Source organism: Variovorax sp. J22P240, from assembly GCF_030316855.1.
In the GTDB taxonomy this organism is placed as follows: Bacteria; Pseudomonadota; Gammaproteobacteria; order Burkholderiales; family Burkholderiaceae_C; genus Variovorax.
The window spans coordinates 97,850-119,756 of sequence record NZ_JASZYR010000008.1; the positions used below are offsets into that span (position 1 = coordinate 97,850).

The window sequence follows — 21,907 nt, forward strand, 5'->3', positions numbered from 1 at the left end:
ATCAATGCACCGGGGCCGCAATGGCCGGAATGCCGACCTTGCGCCGTCCCAGCTTGCGCTCGCCGACGACGAGTTGCACGAGCGCAATCGCGATCGACATCAGGATCATCAGCACCGTGCAGTATGCGAGCGCCAGGCCATAGTCTCCGTTGCCGACGCGCCCGATGATGTAGGTCGTCGCCAGCTCGTTCTCGGCCGTGACCAGGAAGATCACCGCGCTCACCGTCGTCATGGCGCGCACGAAACTGTAGACCAGCGCCGCCACCAGGGCCGGCTTGAGCAGCGGCAGCACCACCTTGAAGAGCGTCTGCGACGTCGATGCGCGCAGCATCAGCGATGCCTCGTCGAGCGAACGGTCGAGTTGCTTGAATGCCGCCGTCCCCGCTCGCACGCCCACCGGCAGGTTCCGGAAGATGAAGCACAGCACGATGATCAGGCCCGTGCCCGTGAGTTCGAGGGGCGGCACGTTGAACGCCAGGATGTAGCTGACGCCGAGCACCGTGCCGGGAATCGCGAAGGCCAGGAGCGCCGCGAACTCGAACGCGCCCTGCCCCTTGAACTCATTGCGCGCCAGCAGCCAGGCGATCAGCAGGCCGAAGCTCGCCGTCAGCGGCGCCGAGATGCCCGCGAGCTTGACGGTCGTGATCAGCGAATTCCACGCCGTGCCCGCCCACACCAGGCCGAACTGTCCCCATTCCAGCGCGAAGGCATTCTTGAAATGGTTGAGCGTGAAGGTGTAGTCGCGCCCCCAGGTCTGAACGAAACCACCCGCGAAGGCGAAAAGATAGACGACCACGGTGAATGCGATCCACGGCAGCGCAATGCAGTAGGTGGTGCGGCGCACGCCGTCGGGCAAGGCCATCGGGATGCCGGCATCGCCCTTTCCTGTCACCGTCGTGTAGCTCTGCTTGCCGAGCACCCAGCGTTGGATCGCGAACACGCCGAGCGCAAAGATCGTCAGCACCCAGGCCAGCGATGCGGCGCGACCCTGGTCGTACTGTGCACCGACGATCGCAAAGAAGATGTCCGTCGACAGCACCGAGAACTGGCCGCCCACGACGATCGGGTTGCCGAAGTCCGCAATGCTTTCGATGAAGCCGACGAGGAACGCGTTCGCGAGTCCAGGCTTGAGCAAAGGCAGCGTGATGGTGAAGAAGGTACGGCGACGGTCGGCGCGAAGCATCTGCGCGGCCTCTTCCAGGCTCGGCGACACGCCCTGCACCACGCCCCGCATGATCATGAAGGCGATCGGCGTGAAGGCGAACAATTGCGCGACGAGCACGCCCGGCATGCCGTAGAACCAGCGCGTGGGTTCGATGCCGAAGCTGCTTTCGAGGAACTGGTTGACCACGCCGGCGCGGCCGAACAGCAGGATCAGGCCAAGACCGACGACAAAGGGCGGCGTGATGATGGGCAGCAGTGCGAGCACGCGCAGCGGTCCCTGCCAGCGCCTGCTCCCGCGCTCGGCCATCAGCGCCATCAGCGTGCCGAGGAAGGTGGTGCCCACGGCGGTGAGCAGCGCCAGCGCCAGCGTGTTCCAGGCCACGCCACAACGCACACCGCCCGCGAGACACCCCAACCCCCAGATCCGCTCCGTGCCGAGGCGTGCAACAAAGGCGGCCAGCGACCATCCCCCGTCCTCATCGATGAAGGCGCCCGCGAGCGCCTTGCTCACGGGGTAGGCGATGAACAAGGCCATCAGCACGCCGCATGCGATCACTGCGCCGGAAACGAACAGGTCGCCTTTGTAGAAACCCAGTCGCGCCAACCCGAAGGCCGCAAGCAGCACCAGCGACACGACGGCGACGGCGCCGCCCGCGCCGATACCGAACTGATTCAGCGACAGTTCACCGAGGTGGCCGTTGAGAAAGGCAAAACTCCAGCCGCGCGCGCCGATGAGGAAGCCGCCGAGCGCCAGCCCCACGCTGCCCACCGCGCCGCCGACAAGCAGCAACCGGCCTTGTGCAAGGCCAGCGCGCAGCAAGCCGCCGAGGGCGCATATCGCCAGTCCGATCAGCCCGATGTAGAGCCAGCTCCGCCCCTGCAGCTCCGCCTGCATCACGCCGTTCGCGCCTTCTCCTGCACTGACGACTTGCGGAAGCGCCTCGTACCAGGAGGTGTCCTGAATCGCATACCAGGGCAGCGCGACATAGCCGATCACGCCGGTCGCGATGCATATCCAGATGGGTGTGTTGGCGCTGCGGCGCCCAGCGAGTGCGGAGGACACAGGCACGCTAGCGTGGGAGCGAGTTGACGTCCTTCTCCCAGCGCGCGATCAGGCGCCGGCGCTCGGCGCTCGCGCCGTACTTCGCGTAGTCGTAATCGATCATCTTGATCTTCTTGAAGTCCGGCACGTTAGGGTCCACAGCCGTCGCCTTGTTCGAAGGCAACTGGTATTGCTTTGCCGCGGCGCCGAAGGTCTGCGCCTGCGGCGTGAGCGCCCATTCGTAGAACTTCTTCGCCTGCTCGAGGTTGCGCGCACCCTTCACGATGCTCATGGAGCCGATCTCGGCGCCCGTGCCCTCCGAAGGCGTGGTGGTCTCCACCGGGAAGCCTTGCATCTTTTCCTGCGGGGCGTCGTGCACGAAGCTGATCGACACCGCGGTCTCGCCACGCGCGACCGCCTTGATCGGTCCGGTGCCGGAGCGCGTGTACTGGCCGACGTTGCGGTGCAGGCCCTTGAGATACTCGAAGGCCTTGTCTTCACCCATCAGTTGGACGAGCGTCGCGATCATCGTGTAGGCGGTGCCGCTCGACGCCGGATTCGCCACCTGGATGTCGCCCTTGTATTCGGGCTTCAGCAGATCGGCCCAGCTACGCGGCACGGGCAGCTTCTTTTTCTGCACCAGTTCCGTGTTGTAGGCGAAGCCCAATGGGCCCGAATAGATGCCGACCGTCTTGTAGCCGGACTGCTGCGCCTGCTGCTGGGCCCACGGATAGAGCTGCGACAAGGTCGGCGACTTGTATTCGAGCGTGAGGCCCGATTCGGCCGCCTGCAGATGCGGGTCGCCCGTGCCGCCGAACCAGACGTCGGTCTTGGGGTTGTCCTTCTCCGCAATCAGCTGCGCGAGCGCCTCGCCCGAGCCCTTGAGCGCCATGTTGAGCTTGACGCCCGTGGTCCGCGCGTACACGGTCGCGATCATGTTGCACCAGTCGGCCTGGACCGAACAGATGACGTTGACAGTCTGGGCCGAAGCGCCGGCAGACATGCCGACCAACGCAGCCATCACCGTCATGCTGAAAATCTTCTTCATCCAGGACCTCTCCAGAACAATGGGTCCTCCCTGTTGCATTTCAGCTTAGCCCGGAGGTGCCGCTCTACAGATCGGTACAAGTACCATTCGAGGCAAGCTTCATGCTCGCCCCACACAACCCTACGGATGTATCCATGAGTTTCGACCTCGTCCTCTTTGGCGGTACCGGTGATCTCGCATGGCGAAAGCTGATGCCTGCTCTGTTTCAGGCGTTCCGGCATGGCAGCCTGCCCGAAGACGGCCGCATCATCGGCGTGGCGCGCGATGATCTTTCCGACGACGCCTACCGCGAACTGATCCAGTCGCGCTTCGAGGCGGTCGAGGGCGCCAAGCGGCCGACGCCGGAGGAGTTCAAGAAGTTCGCGTCCCTGCTCTATTTCCTGCGCATGGACCTGTCGCAGCCCGCCGACTATGAAAAGCTGGCCCGGGTGCTGAAGGCGCGCAATGCCGGCACCGTGGTGATGTACCTGGCCACGGCGCCGGCGCTCTTCACGCAAGTGGTCGAGCAGATCGCCGCGGCCGGCCTCAATGGGCCGCAGACGCGTGTCGTGCTCGAAAAGCCGCTGGGCCACGACCTGGCCTCGAACCGTGCGATCAACAAGGCCGTGTGCCAGGTTCTCGCGGAGCATCAGGTGTTCCGCATCGACCATTACCTTGGCAAGCCATCGGTGCAGAACCTGTTCGCGATGCGCTTCGGCAATGCGCTCTTCGAGCCGATCTGGCGCCGCGAGCACATCGCGAACATCCAGATCACGATCGCCGAAGACCTGGGCGTGGAGAAGCGCGGGAGCTTCTACGACCAGACGGGCGCGCTGCGGGACATGGTGCAGAACCATGCATTGCAGCTCGTCTGCGCCATCGGCATGGAGCCGCCGATCAACGCACATGCCGATGCAATTCGAGACGAGAAGCTCAAGGTGCTGCGCGCCCTCAAGCCGTGGACGGCGGAGTCGATCGGCCTGCATGCGATTCGCGGCCAATACGCCGCGGGCACGGCCTACGGCGAACGCGTGCAAGGCTATCGCGACGAACCGGGCGTGGACCCCGAAAGCCGCACCGAGACCTTCGTGGCGCTGCGCACCGAAATCGCCAACTGGCGATGGGCCGGCGTCCCGCTCTACATCCGCACGGGCAAGCGGCTGGCGTCGCGCGATGCGCGCATCGAAGTCAACTTCAAGCCGACGCCTCACGCCATCTTCCGTGCGCCGGCCAGTGCGGTGAACAAGCTCGTGATCAACCTCCAGCCCAAGGACGGTCTGGAACTGCACATGCTCGCGCAGGCGCAGGACAACCGCCAGCGCAACGGCAACCGCCGCGCCGGTCCGCAACTGGCGCCCGTGCAGCTCGACCTCGATTTCGACAAACGCTTCGGCTCCGAGCGCGTGGGCGCCTACGAACGCCTGTTGCTCGATGTGATCGATGGTCGACTGAATCTGTTCGTGCGCAGCGACGAGCAGGAAGAGGCATGGCGCTGGGTCGAGCCGCTGATCGACAGCTGGGCCTCCGAGGGCGTACCGCGGCCCTATGCAGCAGGCACATGGGGGCCGAGTGCTTCCAGCGCGATGATCGCCCGCGACGGCTACGCCTGGGGCGAGGAACAGTAGGCCCGAAGCTAGGCCCTGCCTTCTTCCACGGCGTGGCAGGCAACCTGCACCCCACGCAGCATTTGCAGCGGTGGGCGCTCCGCCTTGCAACGCTCGTTGGCGAGCGGGCAGCGCGGATGGAAGGTGCAGCCCGTCGGCGGGTCGAGCGGGTTCGGCACCTCGCCTTGCACCGGCGTGCGGCGCCGCCCGGTGTGCTTCATCTGCGGAATGGCATCGAGCAGCATGCGCGTATAGGGATGCTGCGGTGAGTCGAACAGCGTGTGCTTCTCGGCCACCTCGACCAGGCGCCCCAGGTACATCACGCCGACCTCATCCGCGACATGGCGCACCACCGCGAGGTTGTGCGAGATAAAGAGGTAGGTCAGCCCCTGCTCGCGCTGCAGGTCCTTCATGATGTTGAGCACCTGCGCCTGCACGCTCACGTCGAGCGCAGATGTGGGCTCGTCGCACACGAGGAACTCCGGCTGCGTCGCCAGGGCTCGCGCGATGGAAATACGCTGGCGCTGCCCGCCGGAGAACTGATGCGGGTACTTCACCATGTCCAGTGGACTCAGGCCGACCGACTTCAGCAGGTCGCCGACGCGCGCCTTGAGTTCGGGTCCCTTGGCGAAGATGCCATGCTCACGCAGCGGCTCGCCGACGATGTCCTCGACGATCCATCGCGGGTTGAGGCTCGCATAGGGGTCCTGGAAGATCATCTGGATGCGACGGCGCAGCGTGCGCCCCTCGGCCGTCTTGAAGGCCGCGTGCGCATCCTGTCCATCGAACTGCATGCCGCCCCGCGTGGGGTCGTACAGCCCCACCAGCAGGCGCGCCACGGTGCTCTTGCCGCATCCGGATTCACCTACCAGCGCGAGCGTCTTGCCGCGTTCGATCGAGAAGCTCACGCCATCGACGGCCTTGAGCAACACGCGCGGCTTGCGCTCCAGTACGCGGTTGAGCCAGGGAGGCGAAACGTCGAAGCTCTTGGCGAGATCGTGTGCCTGCACCAGTGGCGTCATGCCGCGCCTCCGTAGTCCGGCGAGGCCGTGTGCGCTTCGTGCAGCCAGCACGCGGCCCGCGTGGCACCGGCATTGAGCAGGTCCGGACGTTCGACCAGGCAACGGTCGAAGACGCGCGGACAGCGCGGGTTGTAGGCGCATCCCTTTGGAATGGCATTGAGCCGCGGCATCGCGCCGTCGATCTGGTTGAGGCGTTCGCGGTCCATCGTCATGTCGGGGATGGAGGCCATCAGGCCCGAGGTGTAGGGATGGGCCGGCTGATGGATCACCTCATGCACTGGCCCGATCTCGACCACGCGGCCGGCGTACATCACGGCCACGCGATCGCAGGTTTCGGCAATGACGCCCATGTCGTGGGTGATCAGCATCACGGCGGCGCCGCGCTCCTTGCAGATGCCCTTGAGCAACTGGATGATCTGCGCCTGGATCGACACGTCCAGCGCGGTGGTGGGCTCGTCGGCAACGATCAGCTTCGGTTCGGCCGCGAGCGCGAGCGCAATCACGACGCGCTGGCGCATGCCGCCCGAGAACTGGTGCGGAAAGTGATCGATGCGCTGCGCGGCCGCGGGAATGCCCGTGTCCTGCAACAGTCCGATGGCGCGCCGGCGTGCCTCCGCCTCGTTCACTGGGAGGTGCGTGCGGATGGTCTCGATCAGTTGCCGGCCGATCGTGTAGAGCGGGTTCAGTGAGGTCAGGGGGTCCTGGAAGATCGCGCCGATCTTGCGCCCACGGATGTGGCGCATGGCCTCGTGGTCGAGGTTGTCGATGCGCTGGCCTTCGAGCACGATCTGCCCGGCGGCCACGCGGCCGGGTGGCTCGAGCAGCCCGATGATGGCCGCGCCGGTGAGCGACTTGCCCGCGCCCGATTCACCCACCACACCGAGGATTTCGCCCGGCGCGATGTCGAAGGAGATGTCGTCCAGCGCGCGCAGCGTGCCGCGGCGATTCGGAAATTCGACGACCAGGTTCTGAACTTGCAGCAGGCTCATGGGTTCGTTTCGCCTTCAGCGCAGTCGCGGGTTGAGCGCATCGCGCAGCCAGTCACCCAGCAGGTTCACGCTCAATGCGATCAGTACGAGCATCGCGCCAGGGAACACGGTGATCCACCATTCGCCGGAAAACAGGTATTCGTTGCCGACGCGGATCAGGGTGCCCAGCGAGGGTGAGGTCGGCGGCACACCGACACCGAGAAAAGACAGCGTGGCCTCGGTGATGATGGCGGTGGCGACCTGGATCGTTGCGAGCACCAGCACCGGGCCCATCACGTTCGGCAGAACGTGGCGCATCATGATTCGCCACGGCGATACACCCGTCACGCGTGCGGCCTGCACGTACTCCCTGCTGCGTTCCACCAGGGTCGAACCGCGCACCGTGCGCGCATATTGCACCCAGCCGGTCAGCGATATCGAGATGATGAGCACGCCAAAGGCCACCGAGGTGGGCGCGTCCGGAAACAGCGCGCGGCCGACACCCGCCATCAGCAGGGCCACGAGGATCGGCGGAAACGACAGCATCACGTCGCACACGCGCATGAGGAAGGCATCGAGCCAGCCGCCCCAGAAGCCCGCGAGCAGTCCGAAGAACACGCCGACGAAGACCGAGACCATGACCGACACCAGCCCCACGATCAGCGAGATGCGCGCACCGTAGATCACTGCCGAGAGGATGTCCCGGCCCTGGTCATCGGTGCCAAGCAAGTACTTGGTCGTGCCTTCGGTACTCCAGGCCGGCGGGATGCGAGCGTCGCCGAGTTCGAGCGTCGCGAGGTCGAAGGGGTTGTGCGGCGACACCCATCCCGCGAACACGGCGCAGAACACGCAGACGAAAGCGATCGCGGCAGCTAGCATCGCGACCGGCGAGCTGCGAAAGCTGTGGCCGACATCGCTGTCGAGCCAGCGGGCTATGGTTTTTTTCATCGAGAGGCGGAAGAAGATGCCGCGGTCAGGCCGGCGCCGCGCTGCCCCCTCGGGGGCAGCGACGACACGAGGTGCGGTAGCTTGGGAGGGTCACGCGCTCAAGGCTTGATGCTCATCCACTTGAACATCATCCAGTTGTCCGCGAGCTGCGTCAGTTCGACCTTCTTGCTCACGCCCCATGCCAGTGATTGCTGGTGCAGCGGCAGGTGGCCCACGTCGTCGGCGTGGATCGTGAAGGCTTCCTTGATCATCGCGTCGCGCTTGGTCTTGTCGGTCTCCGACTGGATCTTCTTGGTCAGTTCGTCCACCTTGGGATTGCAGTAGGCGCCGAGGTTGAACTGGCCGGTTCCCTTGTCGTCGACGCAAGCCGCCAGAGAACTGAGCGCGTTGTGCGAGTCGTACGTGGTCGGCGTCCAGCCGAGCATGTAGAAGCTGGTGTCGCGCCGAAGGACCTTCGGGAAGTAGGTGCCCTTCGTTTCAGCCGCGAGGTTGATCTTCACGCCGATCTTCGCGAGGCTGGCCGCCACGCTCTGGCAGATCTGGCCGTCGTTGACGTAGCGGTCATTCGGGCAGTTCATCGTCACTTCGAAGCCGTTGGGGTAGCCCGCATCGGCCATCAGCTTCTTTGCCGCTTCGACGTCGTAGGGCAGACGCTTGTCCTGCTCGGCGGTCCAGCCGTTGATGCCCGGCCCCACCAGCAGTGCAGTGGGACGCGACGCGCCACGCATCACGGTGCGCTGGATGCCGGAAATATCGATGGCCTGGTAGAAGGCCTGGCGGACGCGCTTGTCCTTGAATGGGTTCTTGCCTTTGACGCTGGAATACAACAGCTCGTCGCGTTTCTGGTCCATGCCCAGGAAGATGGTCCGCAGTTCCGGGCCGGCGATGACGCGTGCGTTCGGACTCGCGTTGACGCGTGCGACGTCCTGCACCGGCACCGGCTCCATCACATCGACTTCGCCCGAGATCAGCGCGGCGACACGCGTCGCGGGATTGGCGATCGGCGTGAAGACGACTTCCTGGACGTTGCCTTCGATCTTGCCCCAGTAGTTGTTGTTGCGCACGAAGACCGTGCGCACATTGGGCTGGCGCTCGCGCACACGGAACGGTCCGGTGCCGTTGGCCTTGAACGACGCGGTGTTCTCGATGCCCTTGCGGCGATCGACCGGCCGGGTCGCCTGGTTCTCCTCGCACCACTTCTTGCTCATGATCATCAGCTGAGAGATCACGTCGGGGAGGATGGGGAAGGGGCCGCGAGTCTCGATCTCGACCGCGTGATCGCCCACCTTGCGCACTTCCTTGATGTCGGTGGTGTTGCCCTGCATGTCAGAGCCCTCGCCCGCCGCGCGCTTGAAGCTGAACACCACGTCATCCGCCGAGAACGGCGTGCCGTCGTGGAACTGCACGCCCTTGCGCAGTTCGAAACGCCAGACCGTGGGCGATGTCTGCTTCCAGCTCGTGGCCAGCAATGGTGCCAGGGTCAGGTCCTTGTTGCGTCCCACCAGCATCTCGTAGACGTTGGCGGTCGTGCTCAATTGGAGCGTCTCGTTGAGCGAGTGCGGGTCCAGAGAGAGTGCATCGCCCTGGTTTGCAATGCGAATGGTTTGCGCACCGGCGATCAAGCTCGTGGCCGCCAGCACGGTAAGGACCGCTGCAGCAACCATACTTTTCTTCAGACTCATGGGAAAGCACTCCTCGGGGTTGGAAAGACTCAAGACGCTGTCGAAGCGATCTTGTTTTGGGGTTTCTCGGCCGCGACGACCAGCGGCATGCCATGCTCGATCAAGCCCGCATGCAACGCGGCGCCGAGCGGCAGTATCTCGTCGTTGAAGTCGTACCGGCTGTTGTGCAGGAAGGCGCCGCCCCTGACGTCCTGGCCGATGCGCAGGTAGGCGCCCGCCTTCTTCTGCAGCATGAAGGAAAAGTCTTCGGCGCCCATGCTCGGTTCCATGTTGCGCTCGACGTTGTGCGCGCCCACCAGCGACTGCGCGACGTCGCCTGCAAACACGGCTTCCGGCGCGGTGTTGATGGTCGCGGGGTAGATCCGCTCGAACTTGACGGTGGCCGTGGCACCAAAGCCGCCAGCAACTGCGGTGCACAGTTCCGCCAATCGGCGCTCCACCTGCTCCTGCACCCTGGAGCTGAACGTGCGCACGGTACCGACCAGCGTCGCCTTGCCCGGCACCACGCTCATCGCCCCCAGGTCGCCCGCACTCACTGCACAAATGCTGATCACAGCCGCGTCGATGGGCCGCACGTTGCGCGAGACGATGCTCTGCACCGCTGTGATGATGTGCGCGGACACCACGACCGGATCGACCGTCAGATAGGCGTGCGCGCCGTGCCCGCCCTTGCCCGTGACCTCGATGGTGATGCGATCGGCCGCGGCCATCATCGCGCCGCGATTGATGCCCACCGTGCCGGCCGGCATGCCCGGCCAGTTGTGCATGGCATAGACCGAATCGACGGGGAAGCGGTCGAAGAGGCCGTCCTCGATCATCACGCGCGCACCGGCGAAGCCTTCTTCGCCCGGCTGGAAGATCAGGACCGCGGTGCCGTCGAAGTTGCGGGTCTCTGCGAGATAGCGCGCCGCGCCGACCAGCATCGCAGTGTGACCGTCATGGCCGCAGCCATGCATGAGCCCGTTCTTGGCGGAACGCCATGGAAAGTCGTTGTCCTCGCACATCGGCAAGGCATCCATGTCCGCGCGCAGGCCGATCATGCGGCCGCTCGCCGTCGAAGCGCCGCGGATCACGCCCACCACACCCGTCTTGCCGATGCCGGTGTGGACCTCGTCCACACCGCAGGCCCTCAACGCCTCCTGGACGCGGCCGGACGTATAGACCTCTTCGAAGCCGAGTTCGGGATGCGCGTGCAGGTCGCGACGGAAAGCGGTGATTTCAGGATAGAAGCGGGCGATGTGGGCGAACGCCCTCCCCGCCGCTTGCAGACGAGGCTCAGTCATCAGTGACCTCCAGCGTTGCCAATACGCAACCGCGGGTCGACCACGAAGTAGAGCAAATCGACCACGAGATTGATGACGACAAAAATGAGTGCGATCAAGCACAGATAGGCCGCCATCACAGGGATGTCGGCAAACGTCACGGCCTGGATGAACAGCAGGCCCATGCCAGGCCACTGGAACACCGATTCCGTGATGATTGCAAAGGCAATCAGGCCGCCGAGTTGGAGGCCGGTGATTGTCATCACAGGCACAAGAGTGTTCTTCAGCGCATGCCCGAAATGGATCGCACGGTCCGAGAGACCGCGTGCACGAGCGAACTTGATGTAGTCGGTGCGCAGAACCTCGAGCATCTCAGCGCGCACGAGCCGCATGATCAATGTGAGTTGAAAGATGGCGAGTGTGACTGCGGGCAACACAATGTGAAGCCAGCCGTCGGCCTTCAATAGGCCCGTGCTCCACCAGCCGAGTTGCACGGTGTCGCCACGTCCGAAGCTCGGGAACCAGCCGAGCAGGACGGCGAAGACAAGGATCAGCAGGATGCCGATCAGAAAGGTGGGCAACGAGACGCCCAGCAGGGAGATCGTCATGAACACCTGGCTCATGAAGCTGCCGCGCCGCAGCGCCGTGTAGACGCCCATCGGAATGCCGATGGCCAACGCGAGAACGGCTGCGACCAATGCGAGTTCCAGCGTGGCGGGGAAGCGTTCGCCAATCAGGCGCGACACCTTCGCTCCTTGCCGCAAGCTGAGGCCGAACTCACCTTGCGCGGCGTTGAGGAGGAAGTGCCAGAACTGCACGAAGAAGGGCTTGTCGAGCCCCAGGCTTTCACGGAGCTCGCGGACCTGCTCCGGCTTGGCGTCCTGGCCAAGCAGGAACACCACCGGGTCACCCACGTACTGGAAGAGAAGGAAGGCGATGAAGGCAACCGCGACCATCACGATGACGGCTTGGATCAGGCGGCGCAATACGAAAGCGATCATTCAGGAAACGAAGTTTTCAATGATGCTAGCAGAGCAAACTACGTGCCCATGCGGGAGTTCCCCGGGGGGTCAACACTTGCGTTGCTCCAATGAAAAAAGCCATCCGACTTGCATCGGATGGCTTCAAGAACTTCCCTTGATACTGGCTTACGCCAGCGTCAGATCAGAAAGCGTGACGGATACCGAAGTCGTAACCCATCGAGCTCTTCGGGGTCAGGTTCGGCACAAACAGCGGGTTCGGGGCGCCGGTGGGCAGCGTTGCCGGGGCATTGCCGAAGTACTCGGGGCTGTTGCCGATGGTCAGGTCAGAGCCATTCTTGTTGTCGATGTAAGCCACCGTTGCGTACAGAGCCGTGCGCTTCGACAGGTTGTGCACGTAGCCGAGGGCCCACTTGCTCGCCTTGGGTTCGTCCAGGCCGAACACTTGTGCACGAGGCGTCGTGTTCTTGTAGTCGACAGCAGAGTAAGCAGCGCGGATCAGGCCAGGGCCGACCGGCACGGTCACGCCGAGCAGCCAACCGTCAGCGCCGGGTTCGCGGACGCCGAACGCATTGGCCACGGTGATCGCGGTCGTGTCGAACTTCGTATCAGACTTGGCGTACTCACCGAACAGCTTCACGACACCGAAGTCGTACGAAGCACCGATGCTGCCCGAATCGAGCTTCGAGGTGGTGCCTTGGTAGAACTGGCTGGCCAGGGTCGTTTCAGCGTACGAGATTGCGACGTCCAGAGGACCATTGGCGTAGCCAACGCGACCGCCGATGTAACGGCCGGTACGCGAATCATTGAAAGCAAAACCAGCGGGGATGGTCGGCTGAACCAGCACGCCCGGATCCAAGCTGGCCTTCTCGTTGAAGGCGTACATGAACTGACCGTAGAAGCCACCCAGGTTCGGCGGCAGGAAGTAGCCGATCGAGTTGCTGGAGCGAACGTACTGGTTGTTCACCGTGAAGCCGCTGTTCGAAGCGTTGCCGCTGTTGTAGCCGTTGGCCGTCGAGATCAGGTTGGTACCCACGCCGTTGGTGCCGAACGGATCGAACACGGTGTCGTTCCAGAACGTCGGGGTGTAGTCGCGACCGAGGCGAACTTCACCGAATGCGCCCGACAGGCTAACCGTTGCACGACGATTGAACGTCAGACCGCCGCCGCCTTGGGCCGTCGGGGCAACGCCGGAGATGGTCTGGCCGAGGCCTTCGTCGTTGTTGAGACCGGCTTCCAGCCAGAAGCTGGCTGCCAGGCCACCACCGAGGTCTTCCGTACCACGGAAGCCCAGACGGCTGGAGTTGTAGCCCGAGTTGGTCAGCTTGGTGGCCTTCGTCGTAATTTTGTTGCCGAACAGGTCTTCCGTGTCGTTGGAATAGCCGCTGACAGCGGCGTCAACCACGCCGAACAACGTGACAGACGACTGAGCCGAGGCGACGCCGGCGACAGCCAGAGCAGCCAGGGCAACTAGAGATTTTTTCATTGCAAGTTTCTCCAAGGTTAAACATAGGGCTCCGGTGCGAAGGGCTCACCGTGACTGGCACTTTTGTGCTCCCACCGGACCCCGGGCCAACCTCCTTTTGGGAAGTTGTCGCTATTGCACCAGAGCCGCTTCGCCAGGGCAAAACAAATCGCCCGAAAACAGGGGCGGCCGGGGCGTTTCGTTGCAGCAGTGCAACAAAGGTTCTGGGGATTTTGCGACACCACTATGTGAAAGGATTTGCCCGGCGAGTTGTGACTTTTTGTGTTTCGGGTTCAATCGGGCCATGACCTCATCTCTCGACTCCGTCCTGGCAGTGGCAGACGCGGCGCTGCGCACACTATTCACCAAGCCGCACGCGACCAGGGAAACTCCCGCACCCGCAACCCCGGCAGGCACGCTGAGCGAAGCGGAACGACGGGAAGCCGGGGCCTTGATGCGCATCAATCACGTCGGCGAGGTCTGCGCCCAAGCCTTGTATACGGCGCAAGCAGCGGTCACCCGGGATCCGGCGCTGCGGATGCACTTCAGCGACGCAGCGCGCGAGGAAACGGATCACCTGGCCTGGACTCTGCAACGTCTGGATGAACTCGGCGCTCATCCTTCGGTGCTGAACCCGATCTGGTACCTGGGCGCATTCGGCCTGGGTCTCGTTGCAGGCCGACTAGGGGATTCATTGAGCCTCGGCTTCGTTGCCGAGACGGAGCGCCAAGTGGAGGCCCATCTCGATGGTCACCTCGACCGGCTGCCGGCGGGTGATACCGCATCGCGGGCCGTCATCAACCAGATGAAACTCGACGAGGCGCGTCACGCCGCGCAGGCGTGGAGTGCGGGCGCGGCGGAACTCCCAGCGCCTGCGAAAGCCCTGATGCGCATGGCCTCCCGGGTGATGACGACCGTTGCCCACCGGATCTGAACGAGCGCAAGGCCGACGCCCTCAGATCTCGATCAGATCGAAACTGGTCGTGATCTCCGCGGTCTTTCCCAACATGACGCTTGCCGAGCAATAAGTGTCGTGGCTCAAGGCGATCGCGCGCTCCACCGCAGCAGCCGGAATATTTTTGCCCGCAACGGTGAAATGCATGTGGATCTTTGTGAAGACCTTGGGGTCCTTCTCCGCGCGTTCGCTGGTCAGCTTGACGCTGCAACGCTCCACCTGGTGGCGTCCCCGCTTCAAAATGAGCACCACGTCGTAGGCCGTGCATCCCCCGGTGCCTGCCAAAAGGGTTTCCATTGGACGGGGGGCGAGGTTCTGTCCGCCGTTTTCGGGCTTTGCGCCGTCGGGCGCCCCATCCATCATCAGGACGTGGCCCGTTCCGGTCTCGGCGACGAATCCCATGGCCGATCGCGTGCCGGTGTTGCCGGTCCAACTCACTGTGCATTCCATCTTTGCTCCAGGACGCGCGATAGAGGGTCCAAAACCCCCATCCGCGTGATTTAGTGTTCAAAAAGCGCAACTCGCTTGTTGCAATGCAACAAACAGTCGATATACTTTATTTCATTGCACACCGACACGTGTGCGCAGGTTGTCTCCTCCACCCTCCCAATTGGTGGATTTAGCCCCGAGCCGCAAGGCCCGGGGCTTTTTTCTTGGGCTCTCCAGCCCCTGCATCGGCAGGCCTATGATCGCGGCCCTATGTCCACGCCGACCATGCCTCTCACCCCTGCCGACTACCTCAAGAAAATTCTCACCGCGCGCGTCTACGACGTGGCAGTGGAATCGGCCCTCGAGCCGGCACGCGCGCTCAGCGCGAGGCTCGGCAATACGGTGCTGCTCAAGCGCGAAGACCAGCAACCCGTATTCAGCTTCAAGCTGCGTGGCGCCTACAACAAGATGGCGCATCTGAGCGAAGAACAACTCGCGAAAGGCGTGATCTGCGCTTCTGCCGGCAACCATGCCCAGGGCGTGGCCCTGTCTGCCCACAAGCTGGGGGTTCGCGCCGTGGTCGTGATGCCGGTGACCACGCCGCAACTCAAGGTCGATGCCGTTCGCGCCCTCGGCGGCGAAGTGCATCTGCACGGTGACAGCTACTCCGACGCGTACGGGTACGCGGTCGAGCAGCAAAGGCAGCACGGCCTGACCTTTGTCCACCCCTTCGACGACCCGGACGTGATCGCCGGCCAGGGCACCATCGCGATGGAGATCCTTCGCCAGCATCAAGGACCGCTGGACGCCGTGTTCGTCGCCATCGGCGGTGGCGGATTGATCGCCGGCGTGGCCAACTACATCAAGGCCGTACGCCCGGAGATCAAAGTCATTGGCGTGCAGATGAACGACTCGGACGCGATGATGCAGTCGGTCGCCGCCCATGAGCGGGTGACGCTGCCCGACGTCGGCCTCTTCTCGGATGGCACCGCCGTCAAGTTGGTCGGCGAGGAAACCTTCCGCATCGCAAGCGACCTGGTGGACGAGTTCGTCACGGTGGACACCGATGCGGTCTGCGCCGGCATCAAGGATGTGTTCATCGACACGCGCAGCATCGTCGAACCGGCCGGCGCGCTTGCCGTCGCTGCGATCAAGCAGTATGTCGAGGATCGGGGCACGCGCGGCGAAACCTACGCCGCTATCCTCTGCGGCGCGAACATGAACTTCGACCGCCTCCGCTTCGTCGCAGAGCGGGCTGAGGTGGGCGAGGAGCGCGAGGGGTTGTTCGCGGTGACGATTCCCGAGGAGCGCGGCAGCTTCCGCCGCTTCTGCGAACTGGTCGGCCAATTGCCGGGCGCATCGCGCAACGTGACGGAGTTCAACTACAGGATCAGCGATTCGAAAGAGGCGCACGTCTTCGTCGGCCTGACGACGACCACGCGAGGCGAATCGAAGACGATTGCCGAAACCTTCGTGGCACACGGTTTCGGCGCGATCGACCTCACGCACGACGAACTCGCCAAGGAGCACATCCGTCATCTTGTCGGCGGCCGCACCGGCCTGGCAAAGGACGAACGTCTGCTGCGCTTCGTTTTCCCCGAGCGTCCTGGTGCGCTGCTGAAGTTCCTGAGCCTGTTGCGGCCCAACTGGAACATCAGCCTCTTCCACTACCGGAATCAGGGTGCCGACTACGGTCGCATCCTGGTCGGCCTGCAAGTGCCCGGCGCGGACAACGCGGCCTTCGACGAGTTTCTCCAGACGCTGGGATATCCCTTCGTGGAAGAGACCACCAACCCGGCGTACCGGCTGTTCCTGCAGGCCTGAAGCCGCTCAGCGCCGCGGGGCCGGCGCAGTCACGGGCGGCGGCGTGGACGCGGTTGGCGGCGACATCACTGCCAGCGGGCGCGTCGGCAGTTGCAACGTGAACGCCGCCGCCGAATCCGCACTGGCGCCCAGGGAGGCCGCGCGTGTCGTGACCGACTGGAGCACATAGCCTTCCTCGACCTTGGCGCCTACCCGGAAAGGCTTCGCGGGCTTGCCGTCGACGGCAATGAGCGCGGCGCCCTGCCCGTCGCTGTCCGCCACCACGCCGAGCAGCGCGAACCGACTCGCGGCTTCGGGCGCGGCCACCGCCGTAGCCTGCGTCGGGACGGCGCCCAGCAATTGGGCGACGGCGGCTGGATCGGCGGCGGCCTGCGGCGTGCTGGCCACCGCGGGCGGCGCCATGGCGTCGGAAGGCGCAGCCAGCCTCAGTCCCCAGAACACGATGCTCGCGGCCGCAAGCCCCCAGAGACCGGTCGTCGCTGTGGCTACAGGCCAGCGAGCAGGAGCATAGGGAACTGACATGGGCCCGGATTATCATTCACCGAACGCGGCACGCGCTGCCCCCGACGCTCTCACCACACCTTTCATGCCTCTTTCTCACCGTTCCCTTTCGCGCACGCTGCAACGCGGCTTCACCCTGATCGAACTGATGGTCGTACTGGTGATCATCGGCGTGCTCGCCGCGCTGATCGTGCCGAACGTCATCGAACGCGCGGACGATGCCCGCGTGACGGCGGCCAAGACCGACGTCAACAACCTCATGCAGGCACTCAAGCTCTACCGACTCGACAACCAGCGCTATCCCACGGGTGAGCAGGGCCTGCAGGCGCTGCTCACTCGGCCGACGGCCGGCCCGGCAGCCCCCAACTGGAAGCCCTACGTCGAAAAGCTCCCGAACGACCCGTGGGGCCGCCCCTACCAGTACCTGAATCCGGGCATCAAGGGCGAGATCGATGTGCTTTCGCTCGGCGCCGATGGCCAGCCTGGCGGCGAAGGCAAGAATGCCGACATCGGCAGCTGGCAGTAAGACGCGCTGCCGTCCACCCCAAAGCGCCCATCGCGGGACTGGCGGGTTCACGCTGCTCGAACTGTTGGTCGTGATAGCCATCATCGCGCTGGCCACGGCCGGCGTCGGGATGGCGATGCGGGACTCCGGCCAGGCCACGCTCGACCGCGAAGCCGAGCGGCTCGCCGCCCTGCTCGAAGCCGCCCGCGCGCAATCACGCGCTGCCGGGGTCGCGGTGCGCTGGCGCCCCACGCCGGATGGGCCGGGCAATTTCAGCTTCGATGGCCTGCCATCCAACTCGCTGCCTACGGCATGGCTCGCCGACGGCATCACGGCCCAGCCGATGACGGCGGAGGGCGCGGCCGTGCCGGCACTTCAACTGGGCCCCGATCCGATCATCGCGGCGCAGCAGGTGCTGATCACCTCCGATGGTCCGCCGAGCCGCAGCCTGCGCATCGGCACCGACGGGCTGCGCCCCTTCGCGGTGGTAACGCCGTGAAGCGGCAGTTCCGAAGCCGCATGCTCGGCTTCACGCTGATCGAGGTGCTGGTCGCGCTGGGCATCGTCGCGATCGCGCTGATGGCCGGCACGCAGGCGACGATGGCGCTCACGCGCAATGCGCAGCGCCAGTCCGACGTGATGCTGGCGCAAATGTGCGCCGAGAACGAGCTGATCAAGGCCCGCTTGGCGCGGCAACTTCCCGCCGTCGGCGATGCGGGCCTGATCTGCACCCAGGCCAACGTGAACTTCGGCGTCACGGTCTCGACCACGCCCACGCTGAACCCCAACTTCCGCCGCGTCGACGTGCAGGTTCGCGATGCCGACGAGGCACCGGTACTGCGGCTCTCCACCGTGGTGGGCCGCTACTGATGCGCAGGACGCGCGGCTTCACGCTGATCGAATTGCTGGTCGCGATCTCGGTCATGGCGCTGCTCGCGCTGATGAGCTGGCGCGGCCTCGATGGAATGGCGCGCGCGCAGGCCCAGAACCGCGAGCGCGGCGACGCCGTGCTCACGCTGCAGACCGCGCTGGCCCAATGGGGCGCCGATCTCGACGCCACCGTGGCGCTGTCGCAGACCCGCGCGATGGACTGGAACGGTCGCGTGCTGCGTCTCACCCGGCGCAGCACGGATGGCGGCACGCCGCGTATCTACGTGGTGGCCTGGACCTTGCGCACGGACGCTGCCACCGGCACGCACTGGCGCCGCTGGCAGTCGCCCGGCTTCACGACTCGCGCGGAGTGGCAGCAGGCCTGGGACCGTGCCTCCGCTTGGGCAGAGGACGGCAGCAACGAGGCTCGCGGTGCGGAGGTCGACCTGATGCCGGCCGACGGCTGGCAGATCTACTACTTCCGCAACGACAGTTGGTCGCCCGCCGTCAGCGCCGAAGCGCTGGGAACCAACACGCCCCTGCCCGACGGCGTGCGGCTGGTCCTGAGCCTGCCGCCGGGCCCGGCGCTCGCGGGCCTGCTCACGCGCGACTGGGTGCGGCCCTCGGTGACGGTGCCCAAGACATGAAGCGCCGCATTCCCATTCATGCAAGCCGGCGTGAGTTCGGCGCCGCACTCCTGACGGCGATGCTCACCGTCACGCTGGTCGCGACCTTTGCAGTGGCGGCACTCTGGCAGCAATGGCGCGCGACGGAGATCGAAGGGGCGGAGCGGGCGCGGGTGCAGTCCGGCTGGATCCTGATCGGGGCGCTCGACTGGTCCCGGCTGATCCTGCGGGAGGACGCCCGCGCCAACGCCGTCACTGGCGGGGCCGATCATCTTGCCGAACCCTGGGCCATTCCGCTGGCAGAAGCCAAGCTGACCAGTTTCCTCGCCGCAGACAAGAACATCGCCAGCGATGCGCTCGAAGGGCTGCCCGACGCCTTTCTTTCGGGGCGAATCATCGACGCGCAATCCAAGCTCAATGTGAGGAACCTGGTGGAAGGCGGCAAGCCGGTGGAATCAGCCGTCAAGGCCTTCGAAAAGCTCTTCCAGTTGCTCGGCCTGCCTGCGCAGGAAGTCCAGTTGATGGTCAGCAACCTGCAGCGGGCACTTCCAGCCACGGTGAGCGTGCCGGCCGGGACCACGGGCACGACGGGAACCACGGGCACGACGCCGGTGACTCCCGTACCCACCACGACCCCGACAACAACGGCGGCGGAAACCGACACGTCCACATCGGCCACCGGCCCCTTGATACCTCAGCACACCGACCAGTTGGTCTGGCTGGGCGTGTCCCCGACGACCGCGGCGGCCCTGGAACCCTATGTCACCATCCTGCCAACGGGCGGCACAAAGCTGAACATCAACACGGCCAGCGCCGAAGCACTGTTCGCCAGCGTACCGACGCTGGATCTCGCAAGTGCCAAGCGGCTGGTCGAGCGTAGGGCGCGAGCCTATTTCCGCAGCCTCGCCGACGCCAATGCGCTGGTCCAGCCAAGCACGGCGCAGTTCAGCGAGGGTCAGCACAGCATCGCGACCAACTACTTCGAAGTCCATGCCCGACTGCGCCTCGAAAGCGCCTGGGTGGACGAGCAAACCCTGTTGCGTCGCGACGGCATCGAGGTCCGAATCGTCTGGCGAGAGCGTGGCGCGGGCGCCACGGTGGCGCCACCCAAATCCTGACCCCGCGACCGTCGCCAGCCCTATTGGATCAAAAATTAGCGCAGCGCCCGTAGCATCTGCGTGAGACGCTATCAAATTTGTAGCGCCTGCGATGACCCCACTTCTACAATAGTGACCCTTTCGTTTTCTCCATGGCCTTGCTGCTTGTAACCATTCCTCTCACACCCGGTTCGGCCACCGCCGAATACGGCTGGTCGGCGTGGTCCAGCGACGGCCGCAAGCTGCGTTCGCAGGGGAGCGCGCCGCCTGCGCTGCTGCCGGCGAGCGACGAAGTCATCCTCGGCGTCCCCTCCGCCATGCTCTCGTGGCACCAGGTCACCTTGCCGCAGGGCAGCATGAGCGGCGCGGTGCGCCTGCGGTCGGTGCTCAACGGCCTGCTCGAAGACCGCCTGCTCGACGATCCCGAATCCCTGCATTTCGCACTGGAACCCGGGGCCCGCGTGGGCATCCCCGTCTGGGTGGCGGCGTGCAACCGGATCTGGCTTCGCAGCGCCGTGCAGGCGCTTGAAGCTGTGGGACGCCGCGTCACACGCATCATTCCGGAGTTCGCACCCCAGCCGGCCGGGGTCCCGACCATGGTCTTCGCCATCGGCGAACCTGGCGCGGCACTGTGCGTGGTTTGCGGCACCGACGGGGTCGCGATGCTGCCACTCGACAGCGCCGGTCTCGCGCTGGCCGGCAACCTTCCCGTTGACACTACCGCGCTGGCCGAACCCGCGGTCGCCGAACTGGCAGAAAGCGTGCTCGGCTATCGCGTTCCCATCGTCAAGCCCGCGGAACGCTGGCTCCGGGCCAGCGAATCGCAGTGGGACCTCGCTCAATTCGATCTCGCCTCCACCGGCCGCGCCCGCGCGGGCAAGAAGTTCGTCGCGATCTCGCGCGCGCTGTGGCACGGCCCGCAGTGGCGCGCCGCCCGATGGGGCGCCGTGATCCTGGTGCTGGCGCAACTGATCGGCCTCAACGCATGGGCCTGGAAGGAGCGCAATGCGCTCGATGCCAAGCGCCATGCGATACGCAACGTGCTCACGCAGACTTTCCCCTCGGTGCAACTGGTGGTCGACGCCCCGCTCCAGATGCAGCGCGAAGTCGCCGCATTGCAGCTAGCGACCGGTGGCGTCACGGCCAGCGACTTCGAACCCATGCTCGGCGCGCTGGCCGCGAGTCTCCCGCGAGGCCGCGCGCCCACTGCCATCGACTTCAGCGCCGGCCAGCTGCGATTGCGCGGCCTCGGCCTGCAAGCCGCGGAGCTCGGCAACGTGACCGCCGCCATGGCATCGCGCGGCTACAACGCCCGCAGCGAGGGCGACCTGCTTCTCGTGCAGTCGGCGGAGGCAGCACGATGAAGGGGTTCGAATCACTCAAGGCGCGCTGGCAGGCCTGGTGGCCCGAACTCGAGCCGCGCGAGCAACGCATGATCGCCATCGCAGCCGCGCTCGTCGTGCTTGCACTGTTCTGGTGGGTGGCGCTGGCCCCGGCGCTGCGCACGCTGTCGTCGGCACCGGCCGAACACGCGCAGCTCGATGTCCAATTGCAGCGGATGACCAGCCTGCAAACGCAGGCCAAGGCCCTGCAATCCCAGCCACGCGCGAGCCGCGACGACGCCATGCGCGGTCTCGAAACATCGGTGCGCCAGAACCTCGGCCCCAACGCGCAGATGCAACCCGCGGGCGCCGGCGAGGGCGTGACCATCGCACTCCGCTCGGTGCCGGCGGACGCGCTCGCCCAGTGGTTCGGACAGGCACGCAGCAACGCGCGTGCCGTTCCGCGCGAAGTGCACCTGACCCGCAGCACGCAGAGCGCTTCGCCTCCTTCGCCTCCATCCTCGTCCCAGCCCGCCTCCGCGACGACAGGGGATCCGCCGCGCGTGCGATGGGACGGCACCGTGGTCATGAGCCTGCCTGCGCGCTGACCCAGC

The 21,907-nt window shown here is 65.2% G+C and carries 21 protein-coding genes; 10 read left to right on the forward strand and 11 right to left on the reverse strand.

Features of this window, described 5'->3' with window-relative positions; all coding sequences use genetic code 11:
• Position 1: 1 nt before the first annotated feature.
• Both QTI24_RS19850 and QTI24_RS19855 read right to left on the reverse strand, forming a co-directional pair.
• Positions 2 to 2,185 (reverse strand): ABC transporter permease, encoded by a 2,184-nt coding sequence (locus QTI24_RS19850; RefSeq protein ID WP_286602965.1) that lies wholly within the window; start codon positions 2,183 to 2,185, stop codon positions 2 to 4.
• A gap of 49 nt (positions 2,186 to 2,234) precedes the next feature.
• Positions 2,235 to 3,254, reverse strand: a complete 1,020-nt coding sequence (locus QTI24_RS19855) for an ABC transporter substrate-binding protein (RefSeq protein WP_286602803.1) — start codon at positions 3,252 to 3,254, stop codon at positions 2,235 to 2,237.
• 134 nt (positions 3,255 to 3,388) lie between these two features.
• Between QTI24_RS19855 and zwf the strand changes: the two genes are divergently transcribed.
• A complete protein-coding gene (gene zwf / locus QTI24_RS19860; protein ID WP_286602805.1) occupies positions 3,389 to 4,858 on the forward strand; it encodes a glucose-6-phosphate dehydrogenase in 1,470 nt (489 codons plus the stop codon).
• An 8-nt stretch (positions 4,859 to 4,866) separates the two neighbouring features.
• Here zwf and QTI24_RS19865 read toward each other — a convergent pair whose 3' ends face one another.
• From QTI24_RS19865 to QTI24_RS19895, 7 genes are all read right to left on the reverse strand, one after another.
• Positions 4,867 to 5,859 carry an ABC transporter ATP-binding protein gene (locus QTI24_RS19865; protein WP_286602807.1) on the reverse strand — a complete coding sequence of 331 codons (993 nt, stop codon included), beginning with the start codon at positions 5,857 to 5,859 and terminating at the stop codon, positions 4,867 to 4,869.
• A complete protein-coding gene (locus QTI24_RS19870) occupies positions 5,856 to 6,848 on the reverse strand; it encodes an ABC transporter ATP-binding protein (RefSeq protein ID WP_286602809.1) in 993 nt (330 codons plus the stop codon). The genes QTI24_RS19865 and QTI24_RS19870 overlap by 4 nt, the downstream gene beginning before the upstream one ends.
• A gap of 15 nt (positions 6,849 to 6,863) precedes the next feature.
• On the reverse strand, positions 6,864 to 7,775 hold the full coding sequence (locus QTI24_RS19875) for an ABC transporter permease (RefSeq protein WP_286602811.1): 912 nt from the start codon (positions 7,773 to 7,775) through the stop codon (positions 6,864 to 6,866).
• Positions 7,776 to 7,873: 98 nt separating this feature from the next.
• A complete protein-coding gene (locus QTI24_RS19880; protein WP_286602813.1) occupies positions 7,874 to 9,457 on the reverse strand; it encodes an ABC transporter substrate-binding protein in 1,584 nt (527 codons plus the stop codon).
• A 29-nt stretch (positions 9,458 to 9,486) separates the two neighbouring features.
• Positions 9,487 to 10,740 (reverse strand): M20 aminoacylase family protein, encoded by a 1,254-nt coding sequence (locus QTI24_RS19885; protein WP_286602815.1) that lies wholly within the window; start codon positions 10,738 to 10,740, stop codon positions 9,487 to 9,489.
• A complete protein-coding gene (locus QTI24_RS19890) occupies positions 10,740 to 11,720 on the reverse strand; it encodes an ABC transporter permease (RefSeq protein WP_286602817.1) in 981 nt (326 codons plus the stop codon). Before QTI24_RS19890 ends, QTI24_RS19885 begins: the two co-directional genes overlap by 1 nt.
• Before the next feature lie 163 nt (positions 11,721 to 11,883).
• Positions 11,884 to 13,185: a porin gene (locus QTI24_RS19895; RefSeq protein WP_286602966.1), complete on the reverse strand. Its 1,302-nt coding sequence runs from the start codon at positions 13,183 to 13,185 to the stop codon at positions 11,884 to 11,886.
• Between the two features lie 283 nt (positions 13,186 to 13,468).
• Here QTI24_RS19895 and coq7 point away from each other — a divergent pair, with 283 nt between their 5' ends.
• Positions 13,469 to 14,098 carry a 2-polyprenyl-3-methyl-6-methoxy-1,4-benzoquinone monooxygenase gene (coq7, locus tag QTI24_RS19900; RefSeq protein WP_286602819.1) on the forward strand — a complete coding sequence of 210 codons (630 nt, stop codon included), beginning with the start codon at positions 13,469 to 13,471 and terminating at the stop codon, positions 14,096 to 14,098.
• A gap of 21 nt (positions 14,099 to 14,119) precedes the next feature.
• Here the strand turns inward: coq7 and QTI24_RS19905 are convergent, their stop codons facing one another.
• The gene (locus QTI24_RS19905; RefSeq protein WP_286602820.1) at positions 14,120 to 14,569 is read right to left on the reverse strand and encodes an OsmC family protein; all 450 of its coding nucleotides are present in this window, start codon (positions 14,567 to 14,569) and stop codon (positions 14,120 to 14,122) included.
• Between the two features lie 249 nt (positions 14,570 to 14,818).
• Between QTI24_RS19905 and ilvA the strand changes: the two genes are divergently transcribed.
• A complete protein-coding gene (gene ilvA, locus QTI24_RS19910) occupies positions 14,819 to 16,372 on the forward strand; it encodes a threonine ammonia-lyase, biosynthetic (protein WP_286602821.1) in 1,554 nt (517 codons plus the stop codon).
• 6 nt (positions 16,373 to 16,378) lie between these two features.
• Here ilvA and QTI24_RS19915 read toward each other — a convergent pair whose 3' ends face one another.
• Positions 16,379 to 16,894 (reverse strand): type II secretion system protein N, encoded by a 516-nt coding sequence (locus QTI24_RS19915; RefSeq protein WP_286602823.1) that lies wholly within the window; start codon positions 16,892 to 16,894, stop codon positions 16,379 to 16,381.
• 64 nt (positions 16,895 to 16,958) lie between these two features.
• Here QTI24_RS19915 and gspG point away from each other — a divergent pair, with 64 nt between their 5' ends.
• From gspG to QTI24_RS19950, 7 genes are all read left to right on the forward strand, one after another.
• Positions 16,959 to 17,399, forward strand: a complete 441-nt coding sequence (gene gspG, locus QTI24_RS19920) for a type II secretion system major pseudopilin GspG (protein ID WP_286602824.1) — start codon at positions 16,959 to 16,961, stop codon at positions 17,397 to 17,399.
• Positions 17,374 to 17,877: a prepilin-type N-terminal cleavage/methylation domain-containing protein gene (locus QTI24_RS19925; RefSeq protein ID WP_286602826.1), complete on the forward strand. Its 504-nt coding sequence runs from the start codon at positions 17,374 to 17,376 to the stop codon at positions 17,875 to 17,877. The genes gspG and QTI24_RS19925 overlap by 26 nt, the downstream gene beginning before the upstream one ends.
• 20 nt (positions 17,878 to 17,897) lie before the next feature.
• On the forward strand, positions 17,898 to 18,248 hold the full coding sequence (gene gspI / locus QTI24_RS19930; protein ID WP_286602968.1) for a type II secretion system minor pseudopilin GspI: 351 nt from the start codon (positions 17,898 to 17,900) through the stop codon (positions 18,246 to 18,248).
• Positions 18,248 to 18,895 (forward strand): PulJ/GspJ family protein, encoded by a 648-nt coding sequence (locus QTI24_RS19935; RefSeq protein WP_286602828.1) that lies wholly within the window; start codon positions 18,248 to 18,250, stop codon positions 18,893 to 18,895. The genes gspI and QTI24_RS19935 overlap by 1 nt, the downstream gene beginning before the upstream one ends.
• Positions 18,892 to 19,992, forward strand: coding sequence for a type II secretion system minor pseudopilin GspK (gene gspK / locus QTI24_RS19940; RefSeq protein ID WP_286602830.1), 1,101 nt, complete (start codon positions 18,892 to 18,894; stop codon positions 19,990 to 19,992). The genes QTI24_RS19935 and gspK overlap by 4 nt, the downstream gene beginning before the upstream one ends.
• A 131-nt stretch (positions 19,993 to 20,123) precedes the next feature.
• The gene (gspL, locus tag QTI24_RS19945) at positions 20,124 to 21,335 is read left to right on the forward strand and encodes a type II secretion system protein GspL (RefSeq protein ID WP_286602831.1); all 1,212 of its coding nucleotides are present in this window, start codon (positions 20,124 to 20,126) and stop codon (positions 21,333 to 21,335) included.
• Positions 21,332 to 21,901: a type II secretion system protein M gene (locus QTI24_RS19950; protein ID WP_286602832.1), complete on the forward strand. Its 570-nt coding sequence runs from the start codon at positions 21,332 to 21,334 to the stop codon at positions 21,899 to 21,901. The genes gspL and QTI24_RS19950 overlap by 4 nt, the downstream gene beginning before the upstream one ends.
• Positions 21,902 to 21,907: the final 6 nt, after the last annotated feature.

Excerpts from the sequence above, each read along its gene's own strand:
- QTI24_RS19925 (WP_286602826.1), top strand. The coding sequence starts at position 17,374 with ATGCCGACATCGGCAGCTGGCAGTAAGACGCGCTGCCGTCCACCCCAA.
- QTI24_RS19915 (WP_286602823.1), bottom strand. The coding sequence starts at position 16,894 with ATGTCAGTTCCCTATGCTCCTGCTCGCTGGCCTGTAGCCACAGCGACG.
- QTI24_RS19885 (WP_286602815.1), bottom strand. The coding sequence starts at position 10,740 with ATGACTGAGCCTCGTCTGCAAGCGGCGGGGAGGGCGTTCGCCCACATC.
- zwf (WP_286602805.1), top strand. The coding sequence starts at position 3,389 with ATGAGTTTCGACCTCGTCCTCTTTGGCGGTACCGGTGATCTCGCATGG.
- QTI24_RS19855 (WP_286602803.1), bottom strand. The coding sequence starts at position 3,254 with ATGAAGAAGATTTTCAGCATGACGGTGATGGCTGCGTTGGTCGGCATG.
- gspK (WP_286602830.1), top strand. The coding sequence starts at position 18,892 with ATGAAGCGCCGCATTCCCATTCATGCAAGCCGGCGTGAGTTCGGCGCC.
- QTI24_RS19890 (WP_286602817.1), bottom strand. The coding sequence starts at position 11,720 with ATGATCGCTTTCGTATTGCGCCGCCTGATCCAAGCCGTCATCGTGATG.
- gspI (WP_286602968.1), top strand. The coding sequence starts at position 17,898 with ATGCTCGGCTTCACGCTGATCGAGGTGCTGGTCGCGCTGGGCATCGTC.
- QTI24_RS19935 (WP_286602828.1), top strand. The coding sequence starts at position 18,248 with ATGCGCAGGACGCGCGGCTTCACGCTGATCGAATTGCTGGTCGCGATC.
- QTI24_RS19870 (WP_286602809.1), bottom strand. The coding sequence starts at position 6,848 with ATGAGCCTGCTGCAAGTTCAGAACCTGGTCGTCGAATTTCCGAATCGC.
- gspL (WP_286602831.1), top strand. The coding sequence starts at position 20,124 with ATGGCCTTGCTGCTTGTAACCATTCCTCTCACACCCGGTTCGGCCACC.
- QTI24_RS19880 (WP_286602813.1), bottom strand. The coding sequence starts at position 9,457 with ATGAGTCTGAAGAAAAGTATGGTTGCTGCAGCGGTCCTTACCGTGCTG.
- QTI24_RS19865 (WP_286602807.1), bottom strand. The coding sequence starts at position 5,859 with ATGACGCCACTGGTGCAGGCACACGATCTCGCCAAGAGCTTCGACGTT.
- ilvA (WP_286602821.1), top strand. The coding sequence starts at position 14,819 with ATGTCCACGCCGACCATGCCTCTCACCCCTGCCGACTACCTCAAGAAA.
- QTI24_RS19950 (WP_286602832.1), top strand. The coding sequence starts at position 21,332 with ATGAAGGGGTTCGAATCACTCAAGGCGCGCTGGCAGGCCTGGTGGCCC.
- coq7 (WP_286602819.1), top strand. The coding sequence starts at position 13,469 with ATGACCTCATCTCTCGACTCCGTCCTGGCAGTGGCAGACGCGGCGCTG.
- QTI24_RS19895 (WP_286602966.1), bottom strand. The coding sequence starts at position 13,185 with ATGAAAAAATCTCTAGTTGCCCTGGCTGCTCTGGCTGTCGCCGGCGTC.
- QTI24_RS19905 (WP_286602820.1), bottom strand. The coding sequence starts at position 14,569 with ATGGAATGCACAGTGAGTTGGACCGGCAACACCGGCACGCGATCGGCC.
- QTI24_RS19875 (WP_286602811.1), bottom strand. The coding sequence starts at position 7,775 with ATGAAAAAAACCATAGCCCGCTGGCTCGACAGCGATGTCGGCCACAGC.
- gspG (WP_286602824.1), top strand. The coding sequence starts at position 16,959 with ATGCCTCTTTCTCACCGTTCCCTTTCGCGCACGCTGCAACGCGGCTTC.